The sequence below is a fragment of the Streptomyces sp. NPDC045846 genome (genome assembly GCF_056431605.1).
In genome coordinates this window covers 65,835-90,965 of the sequence record NZ_JBWKKJ010000007.1, presented here as the reverse complement: position 1 = coordinate 90,965, position 25,131 = coordinate 65,835, and the positions used below count along the sequence as shown (strand labels likewise).

The following is a 25,131-nucleotide window of genomic DNA, read 5'->3' as shown; positions in this document are numbered from 1 at the left end:
CTCCGCCGCCGACCGTGACCTCACCCGGCCGCCGGGCGGACCCGCTCCGGCCCCCGCACCCTGTCGCCCCCTCTCCCGGAGCGCCCGCGCCCGTCCGCCGCCCGGCGCCGCCGGGAGCGGGGACCCCTTTGCCACCGACTGTCCGAACCCTGGAGTGATCGCATGCCGGCCCCCGACCGCTACCTCTACCGAGCCGCCTCCGACGTCCCCTATTTCAGCTCGGACGGCGGCGAGACCTACCTGGCCAGGACGCCGCTGCGGGACATCGAGAAGTCCCGCCCGCTGCGCGTCCTGTCCGAGGAGGACTTCGCGTTCTGGCAGACGTACGGCTACGTCGTCGTGAAGGAGGCCATCCCGGCCGACGCCGCCCGGCGCCTGCTCGACTTCGCCTGGGACTTCCAGGGCCTCGACCCCGAGCGCCCCGAGACCTGGTACTCCGAGGACCGCGTGTTCGCCTCGGAGCTCGAACAGCACCTGCACGTCTACGGGTTCGTGGAGGCCTACCACCACCAGCTCCTGTGGGACAGCCGGCAGACCCGGCGGGTCTACGAGGCCTTCGCCGACGTGTGGGACTGCGAGGAGCTCTGGGTCACCCTCGACCGGCTCAACCTCAACCCGCCCAACGTCAGGGACCGGGACCGCGCGCTCATCGAACCCACCGACAAGGGCTTCGACATCGAGCTGCACTGGGACGTCGACACCACGCTCGGCGTGCTGCCGCAGCGGGTCCAGGGGATCATCGCGCTCAACGACACCCAGGACGACCACGGCGGGTTCCAGTGCTCGCCCGAGCTGTTCCGCCGGTTCGAGGAGTGGAAGGTCGCCCAGCCCGCCGGCCGGGACCCCATCAGGCCGAACGCCGACCGCGCCGAGTTCCCCGTGATCCGGCCCGAGCTCAAGGCCGGTGACCTGCTGATCTGGAACGGGCTGCTGGCGCACGGCGTGGCCCGCAACACCTCTGACAACGGTGTCCGCGCCGTGCAGTACCTCTCGATGATGCCCGCCCTGGAGTCCGACCACGAGGCGCGCAAGTCCCGCGTCGAATCCTGGCGCAGCCTCTCCACCCCGGACTGGAACAAGACCCTGGTCGGCGACGCGCGGCGGCACGAGTCCCTCCGGTACCCCACCGCCACCCTCGACGACCTCGGCGCGAAGCTGCTCGGCCTCGAATCCTGGAACGCCGCCGGGTCCACGACCCCCGACGAGGAGCCCGCGTGCGACGCATCTGCCTGACCCTGCCCACCAACCGGCCCTGCGCCGCCACGCTCGCCGCGGTCCACGCCGAGGCGGTCCACGCCGCCACCCACTTCGAGGCCGAGGTCCACCTGCTGGTCCTGGACTCCTCCGACGCGTCGTCCCGAGCCGAACACGTCGCCGTACTAGGGGAGTTGGCGCCCGTCGAGCGGGTCGTCGTCCACCACTTCGACGAGGACCGCCAGCGCGACTTCCTCCAGCGCGTCATCGAGCGGTCCGGGGTCCCCAAGCCCGATCTGATGCTCGACCTCATGCTCCCCGCCGAGGTGTCCTACGGCGCCTGCACCAACCGGGCGTTCCTGCTCGCGAGCGCCCTCGGCTGCACCTCCGTCCACCGCAGGGACTCCGACAGCAGCTACCAGATCCTGGACGGCGAACCCGTCTTCCCCATCCACCACGAACTGCTCTCCCTCGGCAGGCGCGCGGTCGACGTGGTGCCCGGCGTCACCCGGACCCGGCTCGACCCGGCGGACGTCTACAAGCCGGTCGCGATGGTGGGCAGCTCGTTCGTGGGCGAGCTCTCCGTGGACATCGGCGAGATCCGGGACCTGGACCCCGGGATCTACTACGAGGTGGTCGGGCTGTGGGCCGAGGCCGGCGCCACGCCCGAGGAGCGGCGGGACCTGGTCGACGACTCGTTCGTCGGCGCGGGCACCGACCCCTTCACCCACGACGAGTCGACGCTCGGCACCCCCGACATCTGGCGGGTCGACATGTGCAACATCGGCCTCGACCACGAGGTGTACGAGCGCGTGCCGCTGCCGCCCGCGACCAGCACCATAGGCAGCGACTACTTCCTGCTGCACCTGGTGCGCGACGCGACGCTGCCCGGCGTGGTGCACAACCGGAACATCGTGAACCACTACACCCCCGAGCGGCGGACCGGCCCCGGATTCACCGCCTACCAGCTGCGGTTCACCAAGTTCCTCCTGTCGATGCTCTACCTCTACCCGGTCTACACCGCGATGGAGGAGGCACGCGGGGCGCTCCTCGACGAGCAGCACCACGTGCGCGCCGCCGAGATCGCCGAGCTCGCCGGGCGGAGCGCGGGCACGGACCGCGCCGAGAACGTCCGCAGACTGGCGGTCCTGGACCACTGCTACCGCCGACTCGGCGGAAAATACGCCGAGTTCGCCGACCACCTGATACCGCTGCGCGAGCGCCTCCTCGACGAGGCGCAGGCCGACATCGAGGACTTCGCGCTGCTCATCGAGGCCTGGGGACCGCTGGTCGCGGCCAGCCGCGCCGAGCGTCCGGCCCGGGGTGTCGACGATGCGTGAGAGCACGGCCATCCGGGCGGCCCTGGCGGCCGCCACCGACGACCGGATCTTCTTCGACCTCGACGGCATCGGGGCCCAGTACGACACCCTGCTGCGCGAACTGCCCGGCATCGCCGTCCGGTTCGCCATGAAGGCGTGCCCGGTGGACGAGGTGCTGGCCTGCCTGGCCGGGCACGGCTCGGGCTTCGACGCCGCGAGCCCGCACGAGATCGAGCAGGCCATCAGGACCGGCGTACCGCTCGACCGGATCCACTACGGCAACACCATCAAGTCCGACGACAACATCGCCGACGCGTATCGCATGGGCGTACGCGACTTCGCGACCGACAGCGTCCAGGACGTCGAGGCGATTGCCCAACACGCCCCCGGCGCGCGGGTGTTCTGCCGCCTCGCCACCAGCGGCGAAGGGGCGCTGTGGGGCCTCAGCCAGAAGTTCGGCTGCTCGGCCGACGACGCCGTACGCGTCCTGGAGTCGGCCCGGGCTGCGGGCCTGACCCCGTCGGGCCTCTCCGTGCACGTGGGCTCGCAGCAGATGACCTCGGAGGGCTGGCAGAGCGCCCTCGACGACCTGGCGGATCTCGTGGCGGTCCTGAACGGACGCGGGATCCTGCTCGACCGGATCAACCTCGGCGGCGGCCTGCCCGCGCTCGGCTGCCTCGATAAGCGGGGCCGCCCCCTCGACCCGCCGCTCGACAAGATCTTCGCCGTGCTCCGCGAAGGCATGCAGCGCCTGAGCGAGGTGTCACGGTCGCCGCTGGAGTTCCTCATGGAGCCGGGCCGCCACCTGGTCGCCGACCACGGCGCCATCCGGGCCCGCGTCTCACGGCTCACGGCCCGGCGCGGGCACGACGGCGAGCGCCAGAACTGGCTGTACCTGAGCTGCGGAAAGTTCAACGGGCTCTACGAGATGGACGCGTTGCAGTACCGCCTGGAATTCCCCGGCCACGCGGACGGCCGGTACGTACTGGCCGTCGTCGCGGGCCCCACCTGCGACAGCGACGACGCCTACGACCACGAGGCCGGACTCGTCCAGGTCCCCGCGGGCGCCGCGTCCGGCGACCCGGTCTGGATCCACTCCTGCGGCGCGTACGCCGTCGGGTACACGACCCAGGGCTTCAACGGCTTCGACCCGCTGCCGTACACCTGCATCGGAGGATCACGGTAGATGCCCCTGCTGAAGACCGACCCCCTGCTGGGCACCGGCCTGCTCATCCGCCCGCTGGCCGAACCCGACTGGGACGCCATCGTGGCCCTGGAGTCGGACGCCTACGCGCACGACGGCCTGTCGGAGGGCCGTGAAGCCCTCAAGTCCCGCTATTTTGAAGGCACTTGCTTCGTCCTGGAACACGAGGGGCGCGTCGGCGGCTACCTCCTCGCGCTGCCGTACCCGCCGCTGTCCTCCCCGGACCTCAGCCGGGCCGAGGAGAGGGGCCACCCCTCCCGCAACCTGCACGCGCACGACCTCGTCATCGCCGAGGAGCTGCGCGGCCGGGGCCTCGGGCCCCGCCTGCTCACCCATCTCCTCGACACCGCACGCGAGTCGGGGTTCGAGCAGATCTCCCTGGTGGCCGTCAGAGGCGCCCACGTCCTGTGGGCCCAGCTGGGCTACCGCGCCCACCCCGAGGTCGAGCTGCCGTCGAGTTACGGCACGAACGCGGTGTACATGTCCATGAAAGTAGGCTGAATGCGCATGGTGCGCGTGCGTGATGAATACCGTCGGTCCCAGGTGGCGATCGCGGCCCTGTTCTGTTTCCTCGGATTCCAGTACGCCACGTGGGTCTCCCGGATTCCCGCCCTGAAGACCAGGCTCGACCTCTCCGAGGCGGAGCTCGGCCTGCTGCTCATGGTCTGCGGGGCGGGCGCGGCGATCTCCTTCCCGCTCGTGGCGGTGCTGACCCGGCGGCTGGGCTCGCGCCGGCTCGCCGTGCTGTCGGCGCTCTGCCTCGGCGCGGTCCTGCTCGCGCTGTCGGTCACGCCGGACTACCCCGTCACGCTGCTCATCGTCTTCTGCGACGGGATCGCGGTCGGCTGCCTGAACGTCGCGATGAACGCGCAGGCGGCCGCCCTCGAGGTCAAGTACCAGCGGACCACCATGGCCAGGATGCACGCGACCTTCAGCGCGGGCTCGCTGTGCGCGGCGCTGCTCGCGTCCGGCGTCACCTCGGTCTCCTCGGCCCTCCCGGCCCACTTCGCAACGGCCACGGCTCTGCTGGTCGTGCTGGTCCTGACGGCCCGCCCGGGCCTGCTGACGGCGGACGAGAGCGCGCCGGAAGCCCCGGAGCCCGCCGAGAGCACGGGGAAGAAGCGGGGGCTGCCGCTGCCCACGCGGGTCACGATCTGGATGGGCCTGGCCATGGCGTTCGGCACCGTGACCGAGGGCGCGATGAACGACTGGTCGGCGCTCTACCTCAAGGACAGCGCGGGCGCGGCGGCGGAGCTGGCTCCGCTGGGCATCGCCGTCGTCTCGGTCATGATGGTGCTCGCCCGGCTCTTCGCCGACGGCTGGCGCACCAAGTGGGGCGACGACCGCGTCGTCCGGGTCGGCAGCGTGCTGGCGGGCGCGGGCCTGGCCGTGGCGCTGCTCGCGGGCGGGGTGGTCCCGGCGCTGCTCGGGTTCGCCTGCGTCGGACTCGGCATCGCGGCGGTGACACCGTGCGTGTACGTGGCCGCCGCCCGCCAGGGCCCGGACGCCCTGGCGCTCGTCGCGGCCATGGGCACGACGGGTCTGCTGGCCGGTCCCGCGGTGATCGGCTTCATCGCCAACGGCACGAGCCTGGCGTGGGGAATGGGAGCCGTGGCAATCGCGGCCCTGGTGGTCTCCCTGTGCAGCACCCGAATAACCTTCCCCACCCTCACAGACGCCTAGCAACACCACACGGCGCACGGCCGGGGGGGCCTTGGGGGCCTTTGGGGGCGCGAGCAACGCCACACGGCGGGCGGCAGAGGGGGCCTTTGGGGGCGCGAGGAACTGCGCGAGATCCATGCACGGTGGGCGGCCGAAGGGGAGTTGGGGGCGCGGGGAACTGCGCGAGCGACAACGCACGGTCCGCAGCCGAAAGCGGGGTCGGCGCAGCCCCCCGCACGGCGCGAAGCCGAAAGGCGGGGTCGGCGCAGCCCCCGCACGGCGCGAAGCCGAGGGAACCAGGGGCGCGGGGAACTGCGCGAAGGTCGCAGGACCCGCGCCCCGGGGCCGCAGGGGCTAAAGCCCCTGCCACACAGGCTTGTTGGCGAAGGTGTGCCGGAAGTACGGCGCAAGCTTCAGCTTGGACGCCGCAGCCTCATCAACCACAACCGTCGCATGCTGATGCAACTGCAACGCCGACGCGGGCACCACCGCGGCCACCGGCCCCTCGACGGTCTGCGCGACCGCCTCGGCCTTGCCCTCACCCGTGGCGAGCAGCACCAGGTGCCGCGCCTCCAGGATCGTGCCGATGCCCTGGGTGATCACGTGGTGGGGCACCTGGTCGATGTCGTCGTCGAAGAACCGCGCGTTGTCGACGCGGGTCTGCTCGGTCAGCGTCTTGATCCGGGTGCGCGAGGCGAGCGAGGAGCAGGGCTCGTTGAAGCCGATGTGCCCGTCGGTGCCGATGCCCAGGATCTGGAGGTCCACGCCCCCGGCCGAGGCCAGCGCCAGGTCGTACGCCTCGCACGCGGCCTGCACGTCCTCGGCGGAGCCGTCCGGCCCGATGAAGGAGTCGGGGCCGAGCCCGAGCGGCTCGACGACCTGGCGGATGACGGTGGCCCGGTAGGACTCGGGGTGTCCGGCGGGCAGTCCGACGTACTCGTCGAGCTGGCAGACGCGGGCGGAGGAGACGTCCACGTCACCGGCGGCGACCTTCGCGGTCAGCGCGTCGTAGATCGGGATCGGGGTCGATCCGGTGGCCACGCCGAGCAGTGCGTCGGGCTTGCGACGCCACAGCGCGGCGATCGACTCCGCGATGAGCTCGCCGCCTGCCTTGGCGTCCGGGACGATGACAACTTCCACGTGGGCCTGCCGATCTGGAGACGTGAGAAACGGGCGTGGTATAGACCAATCTAGCAGAGGAGTGGCCTTCCGGCTGGCGGTCGCGCCCGCTCCCATGGTCGTCTGAACGGGTTGCCGGAACGCATACGGAGACGGCCATTCGAGCGCACGGGACATGGCGCGGCCGCACGTGACGTCGCGCGAGCGGCCGGGCCGGACGATGTCCGGCGAGATGGCCGAGCAGCCGTCCGTCCCGCGGTGTGTCCCGGGGGAAGGCGAGCGCCCCGCGAGAGGGCCCCCGCGCCGCACGGGAAGCCCTCGCCGACGCCGCCATGCTGGCGCGGCCGCCGGTCCTGCCGCAGGATGGAGCCCGGGACCGGCGGGAGCCGTGACCGTCGCCGGGCGCGCGCGATATTTCGCCGTGCGCACGGATGGACAGGGCAGAATGGTCTAGTCCACAATGAACACACCGAACTTCCGCCCACCCCGCACAGGCGGGCGGAACCGAGGCCCCGGCGCTCTCTGCCCTGACCGCGCCGTGACCTCCCTTGAAGGCCGGAGGGACCGCACACCCACCGGTCGGCAACCGGGCTGCGGTGCCCGGGCGGGCTGAGGGTCCCGTCCAGGCGCCGCGGCCCGCAGTCCTTCGCGCCGGTCTTCGCGGGTACGCTCACAGCGTGCCCTCCATGAACGACCTCGTACGCCAGCACACCGCTCTGAGTGAGTCCGACCTCGAGTGGCTCCACCTGCTGGTCTCGGAGTGGCAGCTGCTCTCCGACCTGTCCTTCGCCGACCTGGTGCTCTGGGTCCCCACCCTGGACGGCACGCGCTACGTGTCGGTCGCGCAGATGCGGCCCAACACCGGCCCCACCTCCTACCAGGACGACATGGTCGGCCACCTGGTCCCGCGCGGCCGGCGCCCGCTGCTGGACGCCGCGCTGGACGAGGGCCGCATCGTGCGCGAGGGCGACCCGGAGTGGCGCGAGGAGGTCCCGGTCCGCGTCGAGTCCATTCCGGTGCGCCGCGAGGGCCGGGTCCTGGGTGTCATCGCCCGGAACACCAACCTGCTCACCGTGCGTACACCCTCGCGGCTCGAACTCACCTATCTCCAGTCCGCCTCCGACCTCGCCCAGATGATCGCCGCCGGGTCCTTCCCCTTCCCCGGCCAGCAGGTCGACATGGACGCCTCACCGCGCGCCGGTGACGGTCTGATCAGGTTGGACGCGGACGGCATCGTCCAATACGCCTCGCCGAACGCGCTCTCCGCGTACCACCGGCTCGGGCTCGCCTCCGACCTCGTGGGGCAGCACCTGGGCCAGCTCACCGCCGAACTCGCGCCGTCGCGCGGCCCGGTGGACGAGGCCATCGCCAAGCTGGCCAGCGGGTACGCGCCCCGGGAGGCTGAGGTGGAGGGCAACGGCGGGGTGATCCAGCTGCGCGCCATCCCGCTCAAGCCGAAGGGGCCGCGCATCGGCTCGCTGGTGCTGCTGCGGGACGTGACCGAACTGCGCCGCCGCGAGCGGGAGTTGATCACCAAGGATGCCACCATCCGGGAGATCCACCACCGGGTGAAGAACAACCTCCAGACGGTGGCCGCCCTGTTGCGGCTCCAGGCCCGGCGGATGGATTCCGACCAGGGCCGCGAGGCGCTCAACGAGGCGGTCCGGCGCGTCGGTTCGATCGCGATCGTGCACGAGACGCTGTCCCAGAACCTGGACGAGCGCGTCGAGTTCGACGAGATCGCCGACCGGGTGCTCGCGATGGTGGCCGAGATCTCGCCCGGCACCATCAGCTGCCGCCGCACCGGCCGCTTCGGCATACTCGACGCCGAGGTCGCGACGCCGCTGTCGATGGTCCTGACCGAGGTGCTGCAGAACGCCCTGGAGCACGCCTTCGCCCCGGGGGAGCAGGGCTCGGTGGAGGTCGCGGCGCTGCGCGGCGGCACCCGCGAGGACGCCCGGCTGCTGATCACGGTACGGGACGACGGCCGGGGGCTGCCCGAGGGCTTCGACCCCCAGCGCACCGGCAACCTGGGCCTCCAGATCGTACGGACCCTGGTGGAGGGCGAGTTGGGCGGCGCCTTCGACATGGTGCCGGCGCCCGGACGCGGCACCAAGGTCGTCCTCGACATCCCGGTGCGCGCCCAGAAGTAACCGGGCCCCAAGAGCAGCGAGCCCCGAACCGTGAAGAACGGTTCGGGGCTCGAATGCTGTGGGTTACTGCTGCGCGCTGCGGCTCGGGGGGCGGTGAGTGCGTACGCTCTGTACGCGCCGCGCGGTGCTAAGGCAGGAAGTGGGGGCTCAGGCGGTCGCGTTGCGCGCCCGGTTGCGAGCGGCACGGCGCTTCATCGCGCGGCGCTCGTCCTCGCTGAGGCCACCCCAGACGCCGGAGTCCTGGCCGGACTCGAGCGCCCACTGCAGGCACTGCTCCATGACGGGGCAGCGGCGGCAGACGGCCTTGGCTTCCTCGATCTGCAGCAGCGCAGGACCGGTGTTGCCGATGGGGAAGAACAGCTCGGGGTCTTCCTCACGACAAACGGCGTTGTGACGCCAGTCCATGGCTGCTACCTCTCTTGGTGTTACGTGCAGGGGGGTGCTTGTGAATGTGAACGCTTTCACGAATCCCTCAACAAGGGAAGGGCCATCTTCCAGTTGGACTGGTGGTGGTCCGAGTTTGAGGAGGGGTTCTGGCTTTCAGTGGAGGCCGGTGTTGCGGGCCGTCCCGATCGCCATGTAGAGATTCGCAAACCTCGGCGGCGGATACAACCCCTTCAGGAAAGTTTTTTTGGATTCCTCGGTGTCGACTGGGTCACAGTCGTACTTCCATGGGGTGGATGCCAGCCTAAACGTTCGAGTGAAAGGACTTTGGGCCCTTCCACTCACACAATCACACGCAGTGCACGGCGTACGCCTGTGAACGCGACGCTGGTACGCAGGCCCAGGTGGTCGCCGTCCATCTGGAAGGGGAGCGGGGCCTTGGAATGCAAGGTGAAGTCGGTCAGGTCGTGCAGGGATACCGCGTGCTTGCCGTGCGGACCCCGGTCAGGGCTGGAAGTGAGCAGCTGGGTCGCGTAACGCGTCGCGGAGGGCGCGGTCATCTTGGTGAGCGCGAGGACGTCCAGGGCCGCTTCGAAGGAGGCCTCCGGTGAGGCATACAGCGGACGATTGCCCAGGTAGGTGTAGGGGGAGGTGTTGCAGACTATCGACAGGACCAGGTCCTCGACCGTCTCGCCGTCCGGCCGCTCCAGGGTGATCTGGCCGTGTCTGCGGTGCGGCTCGCCGAAGAACTGCCGGGCCACTTGGCGCAAATAGAGCGAGTGCGTCGAACGCTTTCCGCGCTCCCGCTGCTGTTCGACCCGGCCGACCACACCCGCGTCGAATCCGAACCCGGCACAGAAAGTGAACCAGCGTTCCGGAACGCCCTCGTCGACGGTGCCCGGGACTCCGGCGGCCAGCCCCAGGCTCACCGTCCGGCTGCGGTCCTCGCGCAGCGCGTCGAGAATGACACCGGTCGACTCCACAGCGTCATTGGGCAGCCCGAGCGCCCGCGCGAACACATTCGTGGAACCGCCGGGAACCACCGCGAATTCGGGAAGCTCCGGGCTCGGCCCGTTGTGCAGCAGACCGTTGACGACCTCGTTGACCGTGCCGTCGCCGCCGAGCGCCACCACGAGGTCGATGTCGCTGCTCTCGGCCGCCCGCCGGCCCAGGTCCTTGGCGTGCCCCCGGTACTCCGTGGTCACCGCCTCCAGCTTCATCTCGCTGGCCAGCGCGTGGATGAGGACGTCACGCGTGCGCGCACTGGTGGTGGTAGCCGCCGGATTGACCACGAGAAGTGCACGCATGGGCGCCAGACTACCTACCGGGGGGTATTGGGGCGCACTTGGGCCGGAAGCCCGGTCCGGGGCCGGGCGGTCGCCGCGGGCTACCCTGGCTGGGTGAGTACTGAGCAGACCCCCGAAGCCCCCGCCGAACCGCGCCCCGGCCGGCTGACCGCCGCGGCCGCGCTGTCCGCGCTGGAAGGGCTCGCCCTGGTCGCCGGTGGCCTCTCCATGCTCGTGATGGGTCTCACCGGCAAGCCCGACCGGCCCACCCAGGCCGAGACCGGCGGTCTGACCCTGGTGGTCCTCGGCCTGATCCCGCTGATCGCCGCCCGCGGCCTGCTGCGCCGCCGCAGCTGGAGCCGGGGCCCCGCGATGATCACCCAGATCATGGCGCTGCCGGTCGCCTGGATGTTCCTGAACTCCGACGGGGCGCCGTGGATCCCGGCGGGCATCGCACTCGCGGCGGTGGCCGTCACCGGCCTCGTCCTCCTGGTGAACCCGGCCACGACCAAGGCGCTCGGGATTCGCGGGCCGATGCGCGACGCGTGACCGGAAAGGGCCCGGAGGATCGCCCCCGGACCCCGGCTACTCCTCGACGAGGAGCTTCTCGCGCAGCTGGGCCAGCGTGCGGGCCAGCAGGCGCGACACGTGCATCTGCGAGATGCCGACCTCCTGCGCGATCTGCGACTGGGTCATGTTCCCGAAGAAGCGCAGCAGCAGGATCCGCTTCTCCCGCGGCGGAAGGTCCTCCAGGAGCGGCTTGAGGGACTCGCGGTACTCGACGCCCTCCAGCGCCTCGTCCTCCGCGCCCAGGGTGTCCGCCACCGCCGGGGACTCGTCGTCCGTGTCCGGCACGTCGAGGGACAGGGTGGAGTAGGCGTTGGCCGACTCCAGGCCCTCCAGGACCTCTTCCTCCGAGATGCCGAGCCGCTCGGCCAGTTCGTGCACCGTCGGCGAGCGGCCGTGCTGCTGGGACAGCTCGGCGGTCGCCGTGGTGAGGGCGAGCCGCAGCTCCTGGAGCCTGCGCGGCACCCGCACCGCCCAGCCCTTGTCCCGGAAGTGCCGCTTGATCTCGCCCACCACGGTGGGCGTCGCGTACGTCGAGAACTCCACACCCCGCTCGGGGTCGAACCGGTCCACCGACTTGATCAGGCCGATCGTGGCCACCTGGGTCAGGTCGTCCAGCGGCTCGCCCCGGTTGCGGAAGCGCCGCGCCAGGTGCTCGACCAGCGGCAGGTGCATCCGGACCAGCTGATTGCGCAGCTCGGCCTTCTCCGCGGAGCCGTCGGGCAGCTTGCGCAGCTCGATGAACATCGCCCGCGCCCCGCTGCGATCGTGTGGATCGTGGTGCCTGTGCTCGATGTGTTCGCTCATAAGGGCCGCCCGCTCTGCCTGCTCCGCCGCGTACAAAACGCCATTTGGGCCATCCACAGGGCTGTCCACCGGGTGCGGCCGGGCCTGCTGCTCCGGGATGCCCGCGGGGCGCACCGCTTCCGGGATGCGCTTGTCGTCCCGCACCGGACCCTCCCCGCTCACGCCGGTCCGGGTCCCGCGCCGCGCTGTTTGTACAGGCTGATGGAGACCGTGCGGTCCTCGGCCACGGAGGAGTCGACCTTGCCGGCCAGGGCGGAGAGCACCGTCCACGCGAAGGTGTCGCGCTCCGGGGCCCGCCCGTCGGTGGTCGGGGCCGAGACCGTGACCTCCAACGAGTCGTCGACGAGGCGGAAGACGCAACTCAGCACCGAGCCCGGCACCGCCTGCTGGAGCAGGATCGCGCAGGCCTCGTCGACCGCGATGCGCAGGTCCTCGATCTCGTCGAGGGTGAAGTCCAAACGTGCCGCCAGTCCGGCCGTGGCCGTACGCAGCACCGACAGATAGGCACCCGCAGCCGGCAGCCGGACTTCCACGAAGTCCTGATTCCCGGGCTCGCCTGCGATCTGGGACACCCTCACCTCCAAGGTGGCACAAGCTCTTTCGAGGCCCGGGGAGGGGGGAGGTCCCGGGGCCGTGGGTACGGGGTCCGTACCTGGACTGGCGACGCTATCGCGATCCATGGTGCCCTGTCGCCGGAAGCTCCCCCGGCGGCTGTCACTCATGGTAAGCCTATGAGTACGGACAGTGGCTAGAGGTTTGCAGGGCCCAATTGCTGTGAACCGAGACCGGGTTGACGTACCCAGGCGTCAAGGGCTTCGAACCCTTCCTCACGCTCTGGACGAAGAGCGGCGGGCCACCACTCTCACACCAGCAGGCCGTCCACGAAACACCAGCGCCAGCTCTCGCCGGGCTCGAAGGTCCGCATCACGGCGTGCCCGGTCTCCTTGAAGTGGCCCGTCGCGTGCTGGTGCGGCGAGGAGTCGCAGCATCCCACGTGCCCGCAGACCAGGCACAGGCGCAGTTGTACGGGGTGCGTGCCGTCCTTCAGGCACTCCGGGCAGGTGTCGCCCAGCGGGGCCGGCTCGGGGCGCGGCAGTTCTGCAACGTGCGGGCACTCGCTCATGATGGCCAGGTTACGACGGAGCGCCCGGCGCGGGTGAGTGCGGGTGAGTGGGGACGGACGGTTCTGATGGATGCATTGCCGCTGGTGGCGCTGATCGCGGCGAGCGCGGCGGTCGCGGGGGCCGCGCGCAGGACGCCGGTGCCCGCGCCGCTGCTCCTGGTGGCGGTGGGACTGATCGGGGCGTACGTGCCCGGCGTCCCCGACTACACCCTGGACCCGCACGTCGTGCTGCCGCTGGTGCTGCCCCCGCTGCTGCACACCGCCGCCCTGGAGAGCTCCTACCTCGACCTGCGGGCGAACCTGCGGCCGGTGGCGCTGCTCTCCGTCGGCTACACGCTGTTCGCGACGGTGGTGGTCGGCTACCTCGCGTATCTGCTCGTGCCCGATCTCCCGCTGACCGCCGCACTCGTCCTCGGCGCGGTGATCGCCCCGCCGGACGCGGTCGCGGCGACGGCGATCGCGCGCCGGCTGCGGCTGCCGGGGCGGATCACCACGATCCTCCAGGGCGAGTCCCTGGTGAACGACGCGACCGCGATCACCGCGTACAAGGTGGCGCTCGCGGCGGCCGTCGGGGCGGGGGCCACGTGGGGCGGTGGGCTGAAGGAGTTCGCGCTCGCGTCGATCGGCGGCATCGGGGTCGGGCTCGTCCTCATGCTGCCGATCCACTGGCTGCGCCGCCACCTGCACGAGGCGCTGCTCCAGAACACGCTGTCGCTCCTCATCCCGTTCGTCGCGTACGCGGCGGCGGAGCAGGTGGGGGCGTCCGGGGTGCTGGCGGTCGTGGTGGTGGCGCTCTATCTGGGCCACCACTCCTGGCAGGTGGACTTCGCGACCCGGCTCCAGGAGGAGGCGGTGTGGAAGATGGTCGCCTTCGTCCTCGAATCGGCGGTGTTCGCGCTGATCGGACTCCAAATGCCGGTCGTGCTCAAGGGACTTGGGGAGTACGGGGTCGGCGAGGCGGTCTGGTACGCGGTGGGGGTGTTCGCGCTCGTGGTGGCGGCCCGCTTCGTCTGGGTCTTCCCGGCGACGTTCCTGCCGCGCGCGCTGTCCGAGAGGATCCGGCGGCGCGAGCCCGGGGTCGAGTGGACGGCGCCGGTCATCGTGGGGTGGGCCGGGATGCGCGGCGTGGTCTCGCTGGCCATCGCCTTCTCGATCCCGCTGACGATGACGGACGGCTCGGCCTTCCCGGCCCGCAACCTGGTGCTGTTCCTCACCTTCACGACGGTCATCGGCACGCTGGTGGTCCAGGGGCTCACGCTGCCGCCACTGATCCGGATGCTCCGGCTTCCCAGGCGGGACGCGCAGGCCGAGACGCTGGCCGAGGCGCAGGCCCAGAGCGAGGCCTCCCGGGCCGCCGAGGCCCGCCTCGACGAGCTCCTCGCCGACTCGCGCAACGCCCTGCCGCCGCCGCTGGCCGACCGGCTGCGGACGGTTCTCGAACGTCGGCGCAACGCGGTGTGGGAGCGGCTCGGGGCGGTGAACGAGGAGACGAAGGAGTCGGCGGACGACACGTACCGGCGGCTGTCCCGGGAGATGATCGACGCGGAGCGGCGGGTGTTCGTGGAGCTGCGTGATGCTCGTCGCATCGACGACGAGATGATGCGGACGTTGCTGCGGCGGCTGGATCTTGAGGAGGCGGCGGCGTACCGGGAGGGCGAGTCGTAGGCCCCAGGGGGCTGCGCCCCCAGCCCCCTCCGGCGGGGACGGCGCCCCCCGCACCCCTGCCCGGTGCTCCGCCCCGGACCCCGTTCGCGCCTAAAGGGCGCTCGTCCTCAATCGCCGGACGGGCTGAAGATGCCCCTGCTGGCCAGCACCGACCCCGCCAGGGGCACGGGGAACCGGAGGGTTCAGGGGAGGGGCGGGGTGGGGGAGAAAGGGCGGCCCGTCAGGACCGCCGTCACCCTCGTGCCCCGCCCGAACACCCCCTCCTCCACCAGCGTCACCAACCCGTACAGCAGCTTCGCCACGTACACCCGCTCCACCCCCACCCCGTGCCACTCCTCGAAGTCCCGCGCGAAGGCGTCCAGTTCGGCCGGGACACGGGCGTAACCGCCGAAGTGGAAGCGGTCGTCCAGGGTCCACGCCCCCCGCACCCCGCCGAACGCAGAGCGTTGCAGGGCGCGTATCTCCTCCGTCAGGAAGCCGCCCTTCAGGACCGGCACCCCGATCGCGCGCTGGCCGGGGGCGAGGCCCGCGGCCAGGCCGGCCAGGGTGCCGCCGGTGCCGCAGGCCACGCCGACCACGTCCGTCAGCCCGCGCAGCTCCTCGCCGAGCGCCGTACAGCCCCGCACGGCAAGGGAGTTGCTGCCGCCCTCGGGCACGACGTACGCCTCGGGGGAGAGGAGGTCCAGGAGGGCGGCGAGGACCTCGGGGTCGGCCTTGCGGCGGTACGTCGACCGGTCGACGAAGTGGAGCCGCATGCCGTCCGCCGCGCACTGGGCCAGGGACGGGTTGAGCGGGCGGCCGGCCAGTTCGTCGCCCCGTACGACGCCGATCGTGGGGAAGCCGAGCAGGCGCCCGGCGGCGGCGGTCGCGCGGAGGTGGTTGGAGTAGGCGCCGCCGAACGTCAGGACGGGGCGGCCCCGGGCGGCCCGCAGGTTCAGTACCAGCTTGCGCCACTTGTTGCCGACGAGATCCGGGTGGATCAGGTCGTCCCGCTTGAGCAGCAGACGTACGCCGTGCCGTGCGAAGCGCTCGTCCTCCACTTCCTCCAGGGGCGAGGGGAGGCGGGGGGCGAGCGCTTCGGGGGTCATGTCCTCATTGTCGTGTCAGGGGCCGGGTGTCACCTCACGGACCCGCGCCGAGCGGGGCCGCCCCGCCGTTCACTTCAGCCGCTCGTGGACCCGTTCGCGCAGCCAGTCCATCGTGAAGCCGCGCGGGTCCACCTTGCCGACCTGCCACTCCTTGTGGCCGATGACGGAGCGCTCGGTCCAGCCGTAGTGGCGGCAGACGGCCGCGGCCGCCTTCTCGATGGCGTCGAGCTGGGCCTGCGGCCAGGGGGCCTCGCCGTCGCCCGGGTTCTCGCACTCGAACCCGTAGAAGTGCGTGTTCCCGTCGGTGTCGTTCCGCAGCGGTGGCGGCAGCCGTTTCTCGGCGATCACGGCGCGGAGCACGTCGCCGTCGCCCGCGCCCGCGTGGTTGGCGCGGCCGTTGCCGACGAGGTGCACCGTGCCGTCCTTGGTGATCACGCCGTGGCAGAGCGGGCCCGGCAGGGAGTCGTAGCCGTCGTAGCAGAGGCGGACCGTGGCGTCGGCCCCGCCGGTGGCGGTGTGGTGGATGACGACGCCGTTGAGCGGGCCCCATCCGCCGTGGCCGGCCCGGTTGTGGCCGCGCCACTGGCCGACCTCGACGACGGTGAGGCCCTCGGCACGCAGGGCGGCGAGGAACTGGTCTGCGGACAGGGGAGGGGCCATGGCCGCCTCCTTCCAGAGCGGTGCGGAATATCTCGTACCGCTTGTATCCCAACTTCCGCTATGGGGCGATCTGTTCGGTTTGCCGTGCGAGTCGATCCGGACAGGCCCGGCGCTCGCCCGCGGGTGGCTCAGTCCTGGGCCAGCCACAGGTCCGGACCGAACACCTCGTAGTGGATGTCCGCGGCCGGTACGCCCTTGGCGAGCAGCTGGGTGCGCACCGCGCGCATGAACGGGAGCGGGCCGCACAGGTAGGCGCGGGTGCCGGACGGGACCGGGAGCGTGGTCAGGTCGACCAGACCCGTGCGCTCGGCCGGGTGGCCGGGCTCCGGCTTCTCGTACCAGAAGTGGGCCGCCGCGTCCGGGAGCTTGGCGGTGAGCGCCGCGTGGTCCTCGCGCAGCGGGTGCTCGGCGGGGGAGCGGTCGGCGTGCACCACCGTCACCGGCGCGCGGTGGCCGTCGGCCGCCAGCTGCTCCAGCATGGACAGCATCGGGGTGCAGCCGATGCCCGCGGAGGCGAGCAGCAGCGGGGCCCCGCTCCGGTCGAGCACGAGGTCGCCGTACGGTGCCGAGACGCGCAGCACGTCGCCCTCGCGGACACGGGCGTGCAGGTGGCCGGAAACCTCGCCGTCCGGGTCGCCCTGGACGCGCTTGACGGTGATCGAGCGGAGCTCGCCGCCCGGCGCCGAGCTGAGGCTGTACTGGCGTATCTGGCGGGCGCCGTCGGCGAGTTCGACCTGGACCGAGACGTACTGGCCGGGCCTGAAGGCGGGTGCGGGCGCGCCGTCGGCGGGGCGCAGCCGGAAGGCGGCGCAGTCCGCGGTCTCCTCGGTGCGGCCCACCACGGTCCACTCGCGCCAGACGTCCCCGGCGAGCACGCCCTGCTCCTCGTACAGCCGGGCCTCGATGGCGATCAGGGCGTTCGCCATCAGCCAGTACACCTCGTCCCAGGCCTCGGCGACCTCGGGCGTCACGGCCTCGGCGAGCACCTCGACGATCGCGGCGAAGAGGTGCTCGTGGACGATCTCGTACTGGTCGGCGGTGACGCCCAGCGAGGCGTGCTTGTGGGCGATGCGGTTCAGCATCACGTCCGGGCGGTCCTCGGGGTGGTCCACCAGGTGGGTCGCGAACGTGGCTATGGACCCGGCGAGCGCCTGCTTCTGGAGGCCCGCCGCCTGGTTGCCCCGGTTGAACAGGTCGCGCAGCAGCTCGGGGTGGGCCGCGAAGAGCCGCTCGTAGAAGCGCTCGGTGATGGTGCCGATGGCCGCTCCGACGGCGGGCAGGGTGGCGCGGACGGTCACGGTCGACTTCTCGGACAGCATCGAGAGGCTCCTTCGGTGCCTTGGTGTGCCGTGCTGGGTGCGCGGCAGGGCGTGGATCGGTGGTGCGGCTCAGGGGCGGATGAATTTAATTGGCATGCGAGATTCGTATTTAATGGCGTGGAGATCGGCACGGCGCGCACCGCCGCGACGGTGGGCGGCGCGGTGGCCGATCGGGGTCGGGGTGTCTCAGCGGCTGGTGAGGCCCACGAGGAGCGGGCCGGTCGGCGAGGCCACGAGGTCGTTGACGGTCAGTTCGTCGAGCGACTCGTAGAAGGCCTCCTGTGCACGGTGCAGCGCCCGGCGCAGTCGGCACGCCGCCGCGAGCGGGCAGGGTGTCGGCCCCTCGCACTCCACGACGTCACCCGGGCCTTCGAGTTCGCGCACCAGGCCCCCCACGGAGGCGAGGCGTCCGGCCGGGGTCAGGGTGAGCCCGCCGCCCCGGCCGCGCCGCGCCTCGACGAGGCCGAGGTGCTGGAGCCGGGCGACGACCTTCGCGGTGTGCGTGTACGGAATGCGCATCGCGTCCGCCACCCCCTGGGTGGTGGGCGGGGCCTGGTCGTCCGCGTTGTCGACGACCGCCAGGCGCATCAGGACGCGCAGCGCCAGGTCGGTGAATCTCGTCAGCCGCATGCGAGCAACCGTATGTAACTTGAATCCCTCGTGCAAATTAAACGCCGGGCCGCGGGGCGGACACCGGCCGGTGTATCGGGGGCGACGGACAGGGGGGCGTGCGGGAGGCGTTCGAGCGCTTCGCGGCGGCTGCCCGCCCCGCTGGTGTTCTAATCCCACTCATTTGAGTAATGGCGCGAGGACTCTCCGTGCTGGAAGTGTTCTCAGGGCAGTCCAGCTTCAAGATCGTTAGAGCTCAGAAGGAGTCACATGTCGGTCGAGGCAGGCCCCGAGAACCGCGCGCAGCAGAGTCTCGGCACAGCTGCCGCGCGCAACTTGGCGACCACCACCAAGTCCGTGCCGCAGATGCAGGAGATCACGTCGCGGTGGCTGCTGCGGATGCTGCCATGGGTGCAGGTCCAGGGCGGCACGTACCGGGTGAACCGCAGGCTCAGCTACTCGGTGGGGGACGGGAGGATCACTTTCGTCCAGACCGGCGAGCGGGTGGCCGTGATCCCGGCCGAGCTCGGTGAGCTGCCCGCGTTGCGGGACTACGAGGACGAGGCCGCGCTCACCGAGCTCGCCAACCGGTGTGAGCAGCGCGAGTTCGCGGCGGGCGAGACGATCGCGACCGCGGGCGACGTCACCGACCGGGTGTTCCTGCTCGCCCACGGCCGTGTCGAGAAGATCGGCACCGGCCCCTACGGCGACGAGACGGAGCTCGGCTTCCTCGCCGACGGCGCCCACTTCGGCGAGCAGGCGCTGGTCTCCGGCGAGGCCGTCTGGGAGTGCACCTTCCGCGCCACCACCGGGTGCACCGTCCTGGTCCTGACCCGGGCCGATGTGCTCAACCTCGCGGAGCGCTCCGAGTCGCTGCACGACCACCTCGCGTCGGTCTCGGTCCTGCCGGAGCAGCGCACCAACACCTACGGCGAGGCGGCGATCGACCTTTCGGCGGGTCACGTCGGTGAGGCGGTCATTCCTCATACGTACGTCGATTACGAGGGTGCGCCGCGGGAGTACGAACTCTCGGTCGCGCAGACGGTGTTGAAGGTCCACAGTCGTGTGGCGGACCTGTACAACCAGCCGATGAACCAGACCGAGCAGCAGTTGCGGCTCACGGTGGAGGCGCTGCGGGAGCGGCAGGAGTACGAGCTGGTCAACAACCGGGAGTTCGGTCTTTTGACCAACTGCGACTACGGGCAGCGTCTTCAGCCGCACGACGGGGTGCCGAGCCCGGACGACATGGACGAGCTGTTGTCGCGGCGGCGTGGTTCCAAGCTGTTCCTGGCGCATCCGCGGGCGATCGCGGCGTTCGGGCGTGAGTGCAACAAGCGGGGTCTGGTGCCGGAGTCGGTGGAGGTGGGGGGCCATCATGTGCCGGCGTGGCGGGGGGTGCCGATCTTCCCGTGCAACAAGATCCCGGTGAGTGAGGCCCGTACGACGTCGATCATCTGCATGCGTACCGGTGAGGCCGAGCAGGGGGTCATCGGGCTTCAGCAGGCGGGGATCCCGGACGAGATCGAGCCGAGCCTGTCGGTGCGGTTCATGGGCATCGACGAGCAGGCGATCATCTCGTACCTGGTCACCGCGTACTACTCGGCCGCGATCCTGGTGCCCGACGCGCTCGGCGTCCTGGAGAACGTCGAGGTCAGCCGCTGGCGGTGAGCTTCCGGTCCGGGCGCGCCGCCTCCGGGGCGCCCGGTGCCGCCGTCGACTCCGAGGAAAGGCACCCTAGTTGGCAATGCCGGAAGCCATGGAGGGCCGCGAGGCCGTCGAGCTCCTGGAACGGACCCGCGCGGTGGTCAACCCCCATCTGCGCGCCACGGTCGAATCGCTGCCCGGCTCCATGCGGCGGGTCGCGATGTACCACTTCGGCTGGGAGCGCGCGGACGGCACCCCGGTCGGCGGGCAGGCGGGCAAGGCGATCCGCCCCGCCCTCGTGCTCGCCGCCGCGGCGGCGTTCGGCGGCCGGGCCGAGACGGTGGTCCGGGCGGCCGCCGCCGTCGAGCTCGTCCACAACTTCACGCTGCTCCACGACGACGTCATCGACGCGGACACGACGCGGCACCACCGGCCCACCGCCTGGACCGTCTTCGGCACCCCGGACGCCATCATCGTGGGGGACGCGCTGCTCGCCCTCGCCCTGCGCCTGATCGCGGACGATGGCCACCCCGTGGCTCCGGCCGCCTCCGCGCGGCTCGCGGCCTGCGTCATCGAACTCTGCGCGGGCCAGCAGGCCGACTGCGCCTTCGAGCACCGCGGCCCGCAGGACGTGTCGCTCGACGAGTGCCTCGCCATGGCGATGGCGAAGACCGGCGCCCTGCTCGGCTGCGCCTGTGCGCTCGGCGCGCTGTACGCGGGCGCGGGCGAGGAGGAGGTCGCCGCGATGGACGCGTTCGGCCGCGAGGCCGGGCTCGCCTTCCAGCTCATCGACGACCTGATCGGGATCTGGGGCGATCCCGGGCACACCGGCAGACCGGCCGGCGCCGACCTCGCCGCGCACAAGAAGTCGCTGCCCGTCGTCGCCGCGCTCGGCTCGGGCGCCCCGGCGGCGGCCGAACTCGCCGAGCTGTACCGGGGGCCGATGGGAGCAGCCGCCGTCCGCAGGGCCGCCGACGCGGTCGACCGGGCGGGCGGCCGGGACTGGGCCCAGATCCACGCCGCCGACCGGATGGCCCGCGCGGTCGACCACCTCTCGCGCGCCGTCCCGGACCTCACGGCGGCGGGCGAACTCCTGGCCCTCGCCGAGTTCGTGACCCGCCGCGCCCACTGATCACCACGCCGCCCTGGCGCTCCACGGCGACAGGGGTGGACCCTGCTCCGACAGCTTGCGGCCGCGCGCCTACCCTGCTCCCACACCCCACGCCACGGTCCTCGCGGGGAACCGCACCCCGGCCCGACGATCCACGCCCCGGCCGCGCAGGCTCACCCCCGCCCCGGACACCCCGCAGCTGCGCAGGGCGCACCCTGCTCTGGCATCCCGGGGCCGCGCGGGCGCGCCCGCTTCCACACCCCACCCCGCAACCGCACGCGGCGCCGCACCCCGGCCCGCCGTCTAGCAAGAGGGGGCCGCACCTGGCTGTTGGCCCGCGCCAGCCAGGCGGCCCCACCCATCCGGCAGCTCGCCATCGCGCAATGGCCCAGTGAATCAGGGTTCAAGTGGCCCCCGTGCTGGGCCACTCGGGCTGGTTTGATGTGGCCATGTCCTCCCGCACCCTGTCATCCGCCGGGCCCTCCCGCATCCTGCCTCCCGCCGGGCCCGCCCGCGGACTCGCCGCCGCCCAGCTCGTCAACTCGCTGGGTGACGGCGCCTTTCTGGTCACCTCGGCGCTGTACTTCAGCCGTGTGGTCGGCCTTTCGGCCACCCGCATAGGCCTCGGCCTCACCCTCGCGTGGGCCGTCGGCGCCCTCGCCGGGGTGCCGCTCGGGCAGCTCGCCGACCAGCGCGGACCGCGTACCGTCGCCGTCCTGCTCGCCACCGCCACCGGGCTCTCGGTCGGGTCCTTCCTGTTCGTGCGCGGCTTCCTCCCCTTCGTGCTCGCCGCCTGCTGCTACGCCACCGCGCAGACCGGCCTCGCGGCCGCGCGCCAGGCGCTCCTGGCCGCGCTCGTCGACCGGCGGGACCGCACCCACGTCCTCGCGCACCTCCAGTCCACGCTGAACGCCGGGCTCGCCGTCGGCGCCGCGTTCGGCGGGGTCGCGCTGCACTACGGCACCCGCACCGCCTACCTCGCCGTGTTCGCCCTGGACGCCGCCGCGTTCCTGCTCTGCGCGCTGGTCCTGCTACGGCTGCCCGCGGTGGCGCCCACCGCCGCCGCGCCGGGCCGGGGCCCCAGGTTCGCGGTGCTGCGCGACCGGCCCTACGCCCTGGTCACCCTCCTCAACACGCTGCTCCTGCTGCGGATGCCGCTGATCAGCCTCGCCATCCCGCTGTGGACCGTCACCCGCACCGACGCGCCGGGCTGGCTGGTGTCCGCGCTGCTCGTGCTCAACACCGGCGCCGTGATGCTCTTCCAGGTCCGTACCGCCTCCGCCGTACGCGATCTGTCCAGCGCGCGGCGGACCGTGGCGCGCGGCGGCGTCCTGATGCTCGCCTCCTGCGTGGTGTTCGCGCTGAGCGCCGCCGGGGCGTCCGCCTGGGTCGCTGTGGTCGTGCTCCTTGTCGCGGGCGCGCTCCAGGTGGCGGGCGAGATGATGCAGTCCGCCGGAGCCTGGCAGATCGGCTTCGACCTCGCCCCGGCCGACCAGCAGGGCCAGTACCAGGGCTTCTTCGGCATGGGGGTGCCGCTGGCCCGGATGCTGGGACCGCTGCTGCTCACCGCCCTCATCGTCGACTGGGGCGTACCGGGCTGGCTGCTGCTCGGCACCCTGTTCCTCGGCGCGGGTCTCGCGCTGGGCCCCGCGGTCCGCTGGGCGGAGCGGGTCAACTCTAGGATCGTGGCCGCCGGTTGACGTGGGACTGGGGGCGGGAGCGACGGACATGGGCATACGGATCAGGCGCGCGGGCCAGGACGACCGGGCGGCGGTGGTGCGGGTCCTCGACGCGGCGTTCATGAACGACCCGGTGAGCAGCTGGGTCCTGCCCGACGCGGCACGCCGGCGCGAGGTGCACCACCGTCTGATGGAGGCGTTCTTCCGGATCGCGCTCGACGAGGGGCACGTGGACCTCGTCGAGGACGGCTCGGCGGCCGCGCTCTGGCTCGATGTCCCGGCCGAGCCGGAGGAGGCGGCCGACGGCGACGACGGGCCCGCGCGGCTGCGGGCCTACGTCGACCCGGACAGCGAACGGGTCGAGCACATCGCGCACTTGACCGCCGCGCTCCACCCGCACGGCCGCGCCCACGCCTACCTCTGGATGATCGGGGTGGCCCCGGACCGGCAGGGCGAGGGACTGGGCGCCGCGCTGATCGCTCCCGTACTCGCGCGGTGCGACCGGGAGGGGCTGCCCGCCTATCTGGAGGCGAGCAGCGAGCGCAGCCCCCGGCTGTACCGGCGGTTCGGCTTCGCACCGCTCGGCGAGCCGCTGCGGCTGCCGGACGGCCCGCTGGTGTACCCGATGTGGCGCGAGCCGGCGTCCTGACGCGAGGGCTTTTCAGTCCGGCACGACGCGAGAGCGTTATCAGTCCGGCACGACGCGGGCGACGATGAGGTCCACGAGACGGGCCGTCTCCGCGTCCGCCGACTCCCCTTCCGCAACGCCCTGTTCACCGGCCTCGCCGAACATCCCGGGCAGGGTGAAGGCCTCGACGAGCAGCCCGTTGACCGCCAGATACAGCAGTCGGACCGTGTCGGCGTCGCCCGGCAGGCCGGAGTCGACGTGGAAGCGGATGTTCGCGTCCAGGTCGGCCCGGAGCGCCCGGGTCAGCTCCGTGCGCAGCGCGGGCCGGCGGACGGCTTCCAGGCGCAGCTCCAGCATGGCCAGGTAGCCGGTGCGCTCGGCGGTCATGCGCCGCACCACCCAGTGTGCGAGCGAGGCCACGAGTTCACGGGACGGCTTCTGGCGCATCACCTCGGCGACCTCGTCCGGGTCCGGCGCCATGCGCACGTGGATGTGCCGGCCGGCCTGGGTGAACAGGTCGTCCCTGCTGGTGAAGTAGTTGGACGAGGTGCCCAGGGGGACGCCCGCCCGCGCGTCCACGGCGCGGAAGGTCAGCCCGCGCGCTCCCTCGCGCGCGAGCACTTCGATCGCCGCGTCGACCAGCGCCGTTCTGCGTTCCGGGTTTCGGACCATGCGGGAACTCCTCCGCGAGGAAAGGGGGTTGCGCAACCACTACACCTGAAGCACTATAGCTGTCGTGGTCAGCGAGGAAGGCCACACCCCCCATCCCAAGAGGTCGGTTTGCGCAAGCTCTCGTACTTCGTCGGCATGTCCCTCGACGGCTTCATCGCGGGTCCCGGCCATGAGGTCCAGTTCCTGATGGACCAGATGTCACCGGCGTACTTCGACCATCTGAAGACGCACTGGCCGGAGACGATGGCGACCGCCGGACGCCGGCACTTCGGCTTCGACGACGCCGAGAACACCCACTACGACACCGTCCTGATGGGCCGGGCCACCTATGACCTGGGCCTCAAGGAGGGCGTGGGCAATCCGTACGCCCACCTCGCGACGTACGTCTTCTCGCGGAGCCTCACCCAATCCCCGGACCCGGCGGTCCAGTTGGTGGCGGGCGACCCCGGCGCCGCGGTGCGCGAGCTCAAGAACCGCGAGGGCCTGGACATCTGGCTGTGCGGCGGCGGCGACCTCGCCGGTCAGCTGGCCGAGGAGATCGACGAGCTGGTCATCAAGACGTACCCGGTGCTCGCGGGCGACGGAATCCGGGTCGTCCGGGGCGCGTTCGAGCCCCGCCAGTTCGCGTTGACCGACTCCCGGTCGTTCGACAACGGGGCGGTCGTCTCGAAGTACACAAGGAAGCGGTAACACTCATTTCGGTCACCCCCTGTGACGAACGGCAGGGTACGCCGCTAATCTCCGCCCATGACACCACAGTCATGGGCGGGTTGGTACCGGGACCGCCTAGGATCCGAAGCGCTGACGATCACCACTGACGGGACGCAACTGCGGACCCGGATCAGGGGGGTCGACTTCGCCGGAGCGAGCTTCGACTCGCTCGGCCCGGTACCGGGGATACCGACGGAGAGCGGCACCTTCGCGCTCGACGGCGGGAGCCTTCGTGACTTCGTACTCGAATGGGACATGCCCGTGCCCGTCGCCTCCGACGGCGCCGTCCAGCAGGCCACCCTGAGCTGCCTGCTCTCCCTCAAACCCCCGGAGCCCGACCTCGGGGTCGCCCTGCACTTCGGGGGAGCGGTGTACGCCAGCGGCCGGGCCGAGCTCGACTTCGGCTCGGTGCTCGACGACATCCGGCGCCAACTGCCGTCCGGCGCAAGCCTCCAGCCGTCCGCGCTGGACGCGATCTGACCGCTCCACCACCGTCTCCCCTTCACATCGTCCAGTTCTCTCACCTT

Annotated in this window: 25 protein-coding genes; 14 read left to right on the top strand and 11 right to left on the bottom strand. The window is 71.7% G+C overall.

Annotated elements, in window-relative coordinates; all coding sequences use genetic code 11:
* The first annotated feature begins 162 nt into the window (after window positions 1-162).
* From AC07F3_RS20680 to AC07F3_RS20660, 5 genes are read left to right on the top strand one after another with little or no spacing between them, the layout of a single operon-like run.
* Window positions 163-1,233 carry a phytanoyl-CoA dioxygenase family protein gene (locus AC07F3_RS20680; RefSeq protein WP_479115939.1) on the top strand — a complete coding sequence of 357 codons (1,071 nt, stop codon included), beginning with the start codon at window positions 163-165 and terminating at the stop codon, window positions 1,231-1,233.
* Window positions 1,215-2,534 carry a DUF6271 family protein gene (locus tag AC07F3_RS20675; protein ID WP_479115938.1) on the top strand — a complete coding sequence of 440 codons (1,320 nt, stop codon included), beginning with the start codon at window positions 1,215-1,217 and terminating at the stop codon, window positions 2,532-2,534. Before AC07F3_RS20680 ends, AC07F3_RS20675 begins: the two co-directional genes overlap by 19 nt.
* Window positions 2,527-3,699, top strand: coding sequence for a type III PLP-dependent enzyme (locus AC07F3_RS20670; protein WP_479115937.1), 1,173 nt, complete (start codon window positions 2,527-2,529; stop codon window positions 3,697-3,699). The genes AC07F3_RS20675 and AC07F3_RS20670 overlap by 8 nt, the downstream gene beginning before the upstream one ends.
* Window positions 3,700-4,218, top strand: coding sequence for a GNAT family N-acetyltransferase (locus AC07F3_RS20665; protein WP_479115936.1), 519 nt, complete (start codon window positions 3,700-3,702; stop codon window positions 4,216-4,218). It abuts the gene before it with no gap.
* Window positions 4,219-4,224: 6 nt separating this feature from the next.
* Window positions 4,225-5,400, top strand: a complete 1,176-nt coding sequence (locus AC07F3_RS20660; protein WP_479115935.1) for an MFS transporter — start codon at window positions 4,225-4,227, stop codon at window positions 5,398-5,400.
* A gap of 333 nt (window positions 5,401-5,733) precedes the next feature.
* Here the strand turns inward: AC07F3_RS20660 and nagB are convergent, their stop codons facing one another.
* The gene (gene nagB / locus AC07F3_RS20655; RefSeq protein ID WP_114038812.1) at window positions 5,734-6,519 is read right to left on the bottom strand and encodes a glucosamine-6-phosphate deaminase; all 786 of its coding nucleotides are present in this window, start codon (window positions 6,517-6,519) and stop codon (window positions 5,734-5,736) included.
* Window positions 6,520-7,184: 665 nt separating this feature from the next.
* On the opposite strand from nagB, the gene AC07F3_RS20650 reads away from it, so the two are divergent.
* Window positions 7,185-8,651: a sensor histidine kinase gene (locus tag AC07F3_RS20650; RefSeq protein ID WP_479116264.1), complete on the top strand. Its 1,467-nt coding sequence runs from the start codon at window positions 7,185-7,187 to the stop codon at window positions 8,649-8,651.
* Between the two features lie 147 nt (window positions 8,652-8,798).
* Here AC07F3_RS20650 and AC07F3_RS20645 read toward each other — a convergent pair whose 3' ends face one another.
* The gene (locus AC07F3_RS20645; RefSeq protein ID WP_004937597.1) at window positions 8,799-9,056 is read right to left on the bottom strand and encodes a WhiB family transcriptional regulator; all 258 of its coding nucleotides are present in this window, start codon (window positions 9,054-9,056) and stop codon (window positions 8,799-8,801) included.
* A 320-nt stretch (window positions 9,057-9,376) separates the two neighbouring features.
* Complete coding sequence (locus AC07F3_RS20640) at window positions 9,377-10,342, bottom strand: diacylglycerol/lipid kinase family protein (RefSeq protein WP_479115934.1); 966 nt, start codon at window positions 10,340-10,342, stop codon at window positions 9,377-9,379.
* 93 nt (window positions 10,343-10,435) lie between these two features.
* Between AC07F3_RS20640 and AC07F3_RS20635 the strand changes: the two genes are divergently transcribed.
* Window positions 10,436-10,870, top strand: coding sequence for a hypothetical protein (locus AC07F3_RS20635; protein WP_479115933.1), 435 nt, complete (start codon window positions 10,436-10,438; stop codon window positions 10,868-10,870).
* Between the two features lie 36 nt (window positions 10,871-10,906).
* Here AC07F3_RS20635 and AC07F3_RS20630 read toward each other — a convergent pair whose 3' ends face one another.
* The 3 genes from AC07F3_RS20630 to AC07F3_RS20620 form a co-directional block, all read right to left on the bottom strand.
* Window positions 10,907-11,857, bottom strand: a complete 951-nt coding sequence (locus AC07F3_RS20630; RefSeq protein ID WP_479115932.1) for an RNA polymerase sigma factor SigF — start codon at window positions 11,855-11,857, stop codon at window positions 10,907-10,909.
* Window positions 11,854-12,267, bottom strand: a complete 414-nt coding sequence (locus AC07F3_RS20625; RefSeq protein ID WP_053729847.1) for an ATP-binding protein — start codon at window positions 12,265-12,267, stop codon at window positions 11,854-11,856. The genes AC07F3_RS20630 and AC07F3_RS20625 overlap by 4 nt, the downstream gene beginning before the upstream one ends.
* Before the next feature lie 290 nt (window positions 12,268-12,557).
* Complete coding sequence (locus tag AC07F3_RS20620; protein WP_114038806.1) at window positions 12,558-12,818, bottom strand: UBP-type zinc finger domain-containing protein; 261 nt, start codon at window positions 12,816-12,818, stop codon at window positions 12,558-12,560.
* Between the two features lie 66 nt (window positions 12,819-12,884).
* Between AC07F3_RS20620 and AC07F3_RS20615 the strand changes: the two genes are divergently transcribed.
* Entirely contained in the window at window positions 12,885-14,483 is a 1,599-nt protein-coding gene (locus tag AC07F3_RS20615; RefSeq protein ID WP_479115931.1) for a Na+/H+ antiporter, read from the top strand.
* Between the two features lie 182 nt (window positions 14,484-14,665).
* On the opposite strand, the gene AC07F3_RS20610 is transcribed toward AC07F3_RS20615, so the two are convergent.
* The 4 genes from AC07F3_RS20610 to AC07F3_RS20595 all read right to left on the bottom strand — a co-directional run bounded on the left by AC07F3_RS20610 (window position 14,666) and on the right by AC07F3_RS20595 (window position 18,180).
* Window positions 14,666-15,571, bottom strand: a complete 906-nt coding sequence (locus tag AC07F3_RS20610) for a 1-aminocyclopropane-1-carboxylate deaminase/D-cysteine desulfhydrase (protein WP_479115930.1) — start codon at window positions 15,569-15,571, stop codon at window positions 14,666-14,668.
* Window positions 15,572-15,640: 69 nt separating this feature from the next.
* Window positions 15,641-16,231, bottom strand: a complete 591-nt coding sequence (locus tag AC07F3_RS20605; protein WP_479115929.1) for an N-acetylmuramoyl-L-alanine amidase — start codon at window positions 16,229-16,231, stop codon at window positions 15,641-15,643.
* A 128-nt stretch (window positions 16,232-16,359) separates the two neighbouring features.
* Window positions 16,360-17,550, bottom strand: coding sequence for a globin domain-containing protein (locus tag AC07F3_RS20600; RefSeq protein ID WP_479115928.1), 1,191 nt, complete (start codon window positions 17,548-17,550; stop codon window positions 16,360-16,362).
* Window positions 17,551-17,736: 186 nt separating this feature from the next.
* Complete coding sequence (locus AC07F3_RS20595) at window positions 17,737-18,180, bottom strand: RrF2 family transcriptional regulator (protein ID WP_479115927.1); 444 nt, start codon at window positions 18,178-18,180, stop codon at window positions 17,737-17,739.
* A 249-nt stretch (window positions 18,181-18,429) separates the two neighbouring features.
* Between AC07F3_RS20595 and AC07F3_RS20590 the strand changes: the two genes are divergently transcribed.
* The 4 genes from AC07F3_RS20590 (at window position 18,430) to AC07F3_RS20575 (ending at window position 23,242) form a co-directional block, all read left to right on the top strand.
* Window positions 18,430-19,827, top strand: coding sequence for a family 2B encapsulin nanocompartment shell protein (locus AC07F3_RS20590; RefSeq protein WP_479115926.1), 1,398 nt, complete (start codon window positions 18,430-18,432; stop codon window positions 19,825-19,827).
* Window positions 19,828-19,903: 76 nt separating this feature from the next.
* On the top strand, window positions 19,904-20,935 hold the full coding sequence (locus tag AC07F3_RS20585; RefSeq protein WP_479115925.1) for a family 2 encapsulin nanocompartment cargo protein polyprenyl transferase: 1,032 nt from the start codon (window positions 19,904-19,906) through the stop codon (window positions 20,933-20,935).
* Window positions 20,936-21,363: 428 nt separating this feature from the next.
* The gene (locus AC07F3_RS20580; RefSeq protein WP_479115924.1) at window positions 21,364-22,614 is read left to right on the top strand and encodes an MFS transporter; all 1,251 of its coding nucleotides are present in this window, start codon (window positions 21,364-21,366) and stop codon (window positions 22,612-22,614) included.
* A 28-nt stretch (window positions 22,615-22,642) separates the two neighbouring features.
* Window positions 22,643-23,242 carry a GNAT family N-acetyltransferase gene (locus AC07F3_RS20575; RefSeq protein WP_479115923.1) on the top strand — a complete coding sequence of 200 codons (600 nt, stop codon included), beginning with the start codon at window positions 22,643-22,645 and terminating at the stop codon, window positions 23,240-23,242.
* Window positions 23,243-23,281: 39 nt separating this feature from the next.
* Here AC07F3_RS20575 and AC07F3_RS20570 read toward each other — a convergent pair whose 3' ends face one another.
* Window positions 23,282-23,893 carry a TetR/AcrR family transcriptional regulator gene (locus tag AC07F3_RS20570; protein WP_479115922.1) on the bottom strand — a complete coding sequence of 204 codons (612 nt, stop codon included), beginning with the start codon at window positions 23,891-23,893 and terminating at the stop codon, window positions 23,282-23,284.
* 108 nt (window positions 23,894-24,001) lie between these two features.
* Here AC07F3_RS20570 and AC07F3_RS20565 point away from each other — a divergent pair, with 108 nt between their 5' ends.
* Together AC07F3_RS20565 and AC07F3_RS20560 are read left to right on the top strand one after the other, a co-directional pair.
* Complete coding sequence (locus AC07F3_RS20565; RefSeq protein ID WP_479115921.1) at window positions 24,002-24,583, top strand: dihydrofolate reductase family protein; 582 nt, start codon at window positions 24,002-24,004, stop codon at window positions 24,581-24,583.
* A 57-nt stretch (window positions 24,584-24,640) separates the two neighbouring features.
* Entirely contained in the window at window positions 24,641-25,084 is a 444-nt protein-coding gene (locus AC07F3_RS20560; RefSeq protein WP_479115920.1) for a DUF6304 family protein, read from the top strand.
* Window positions 25,085-25,131: the final 47 nt, after the last annotated feature.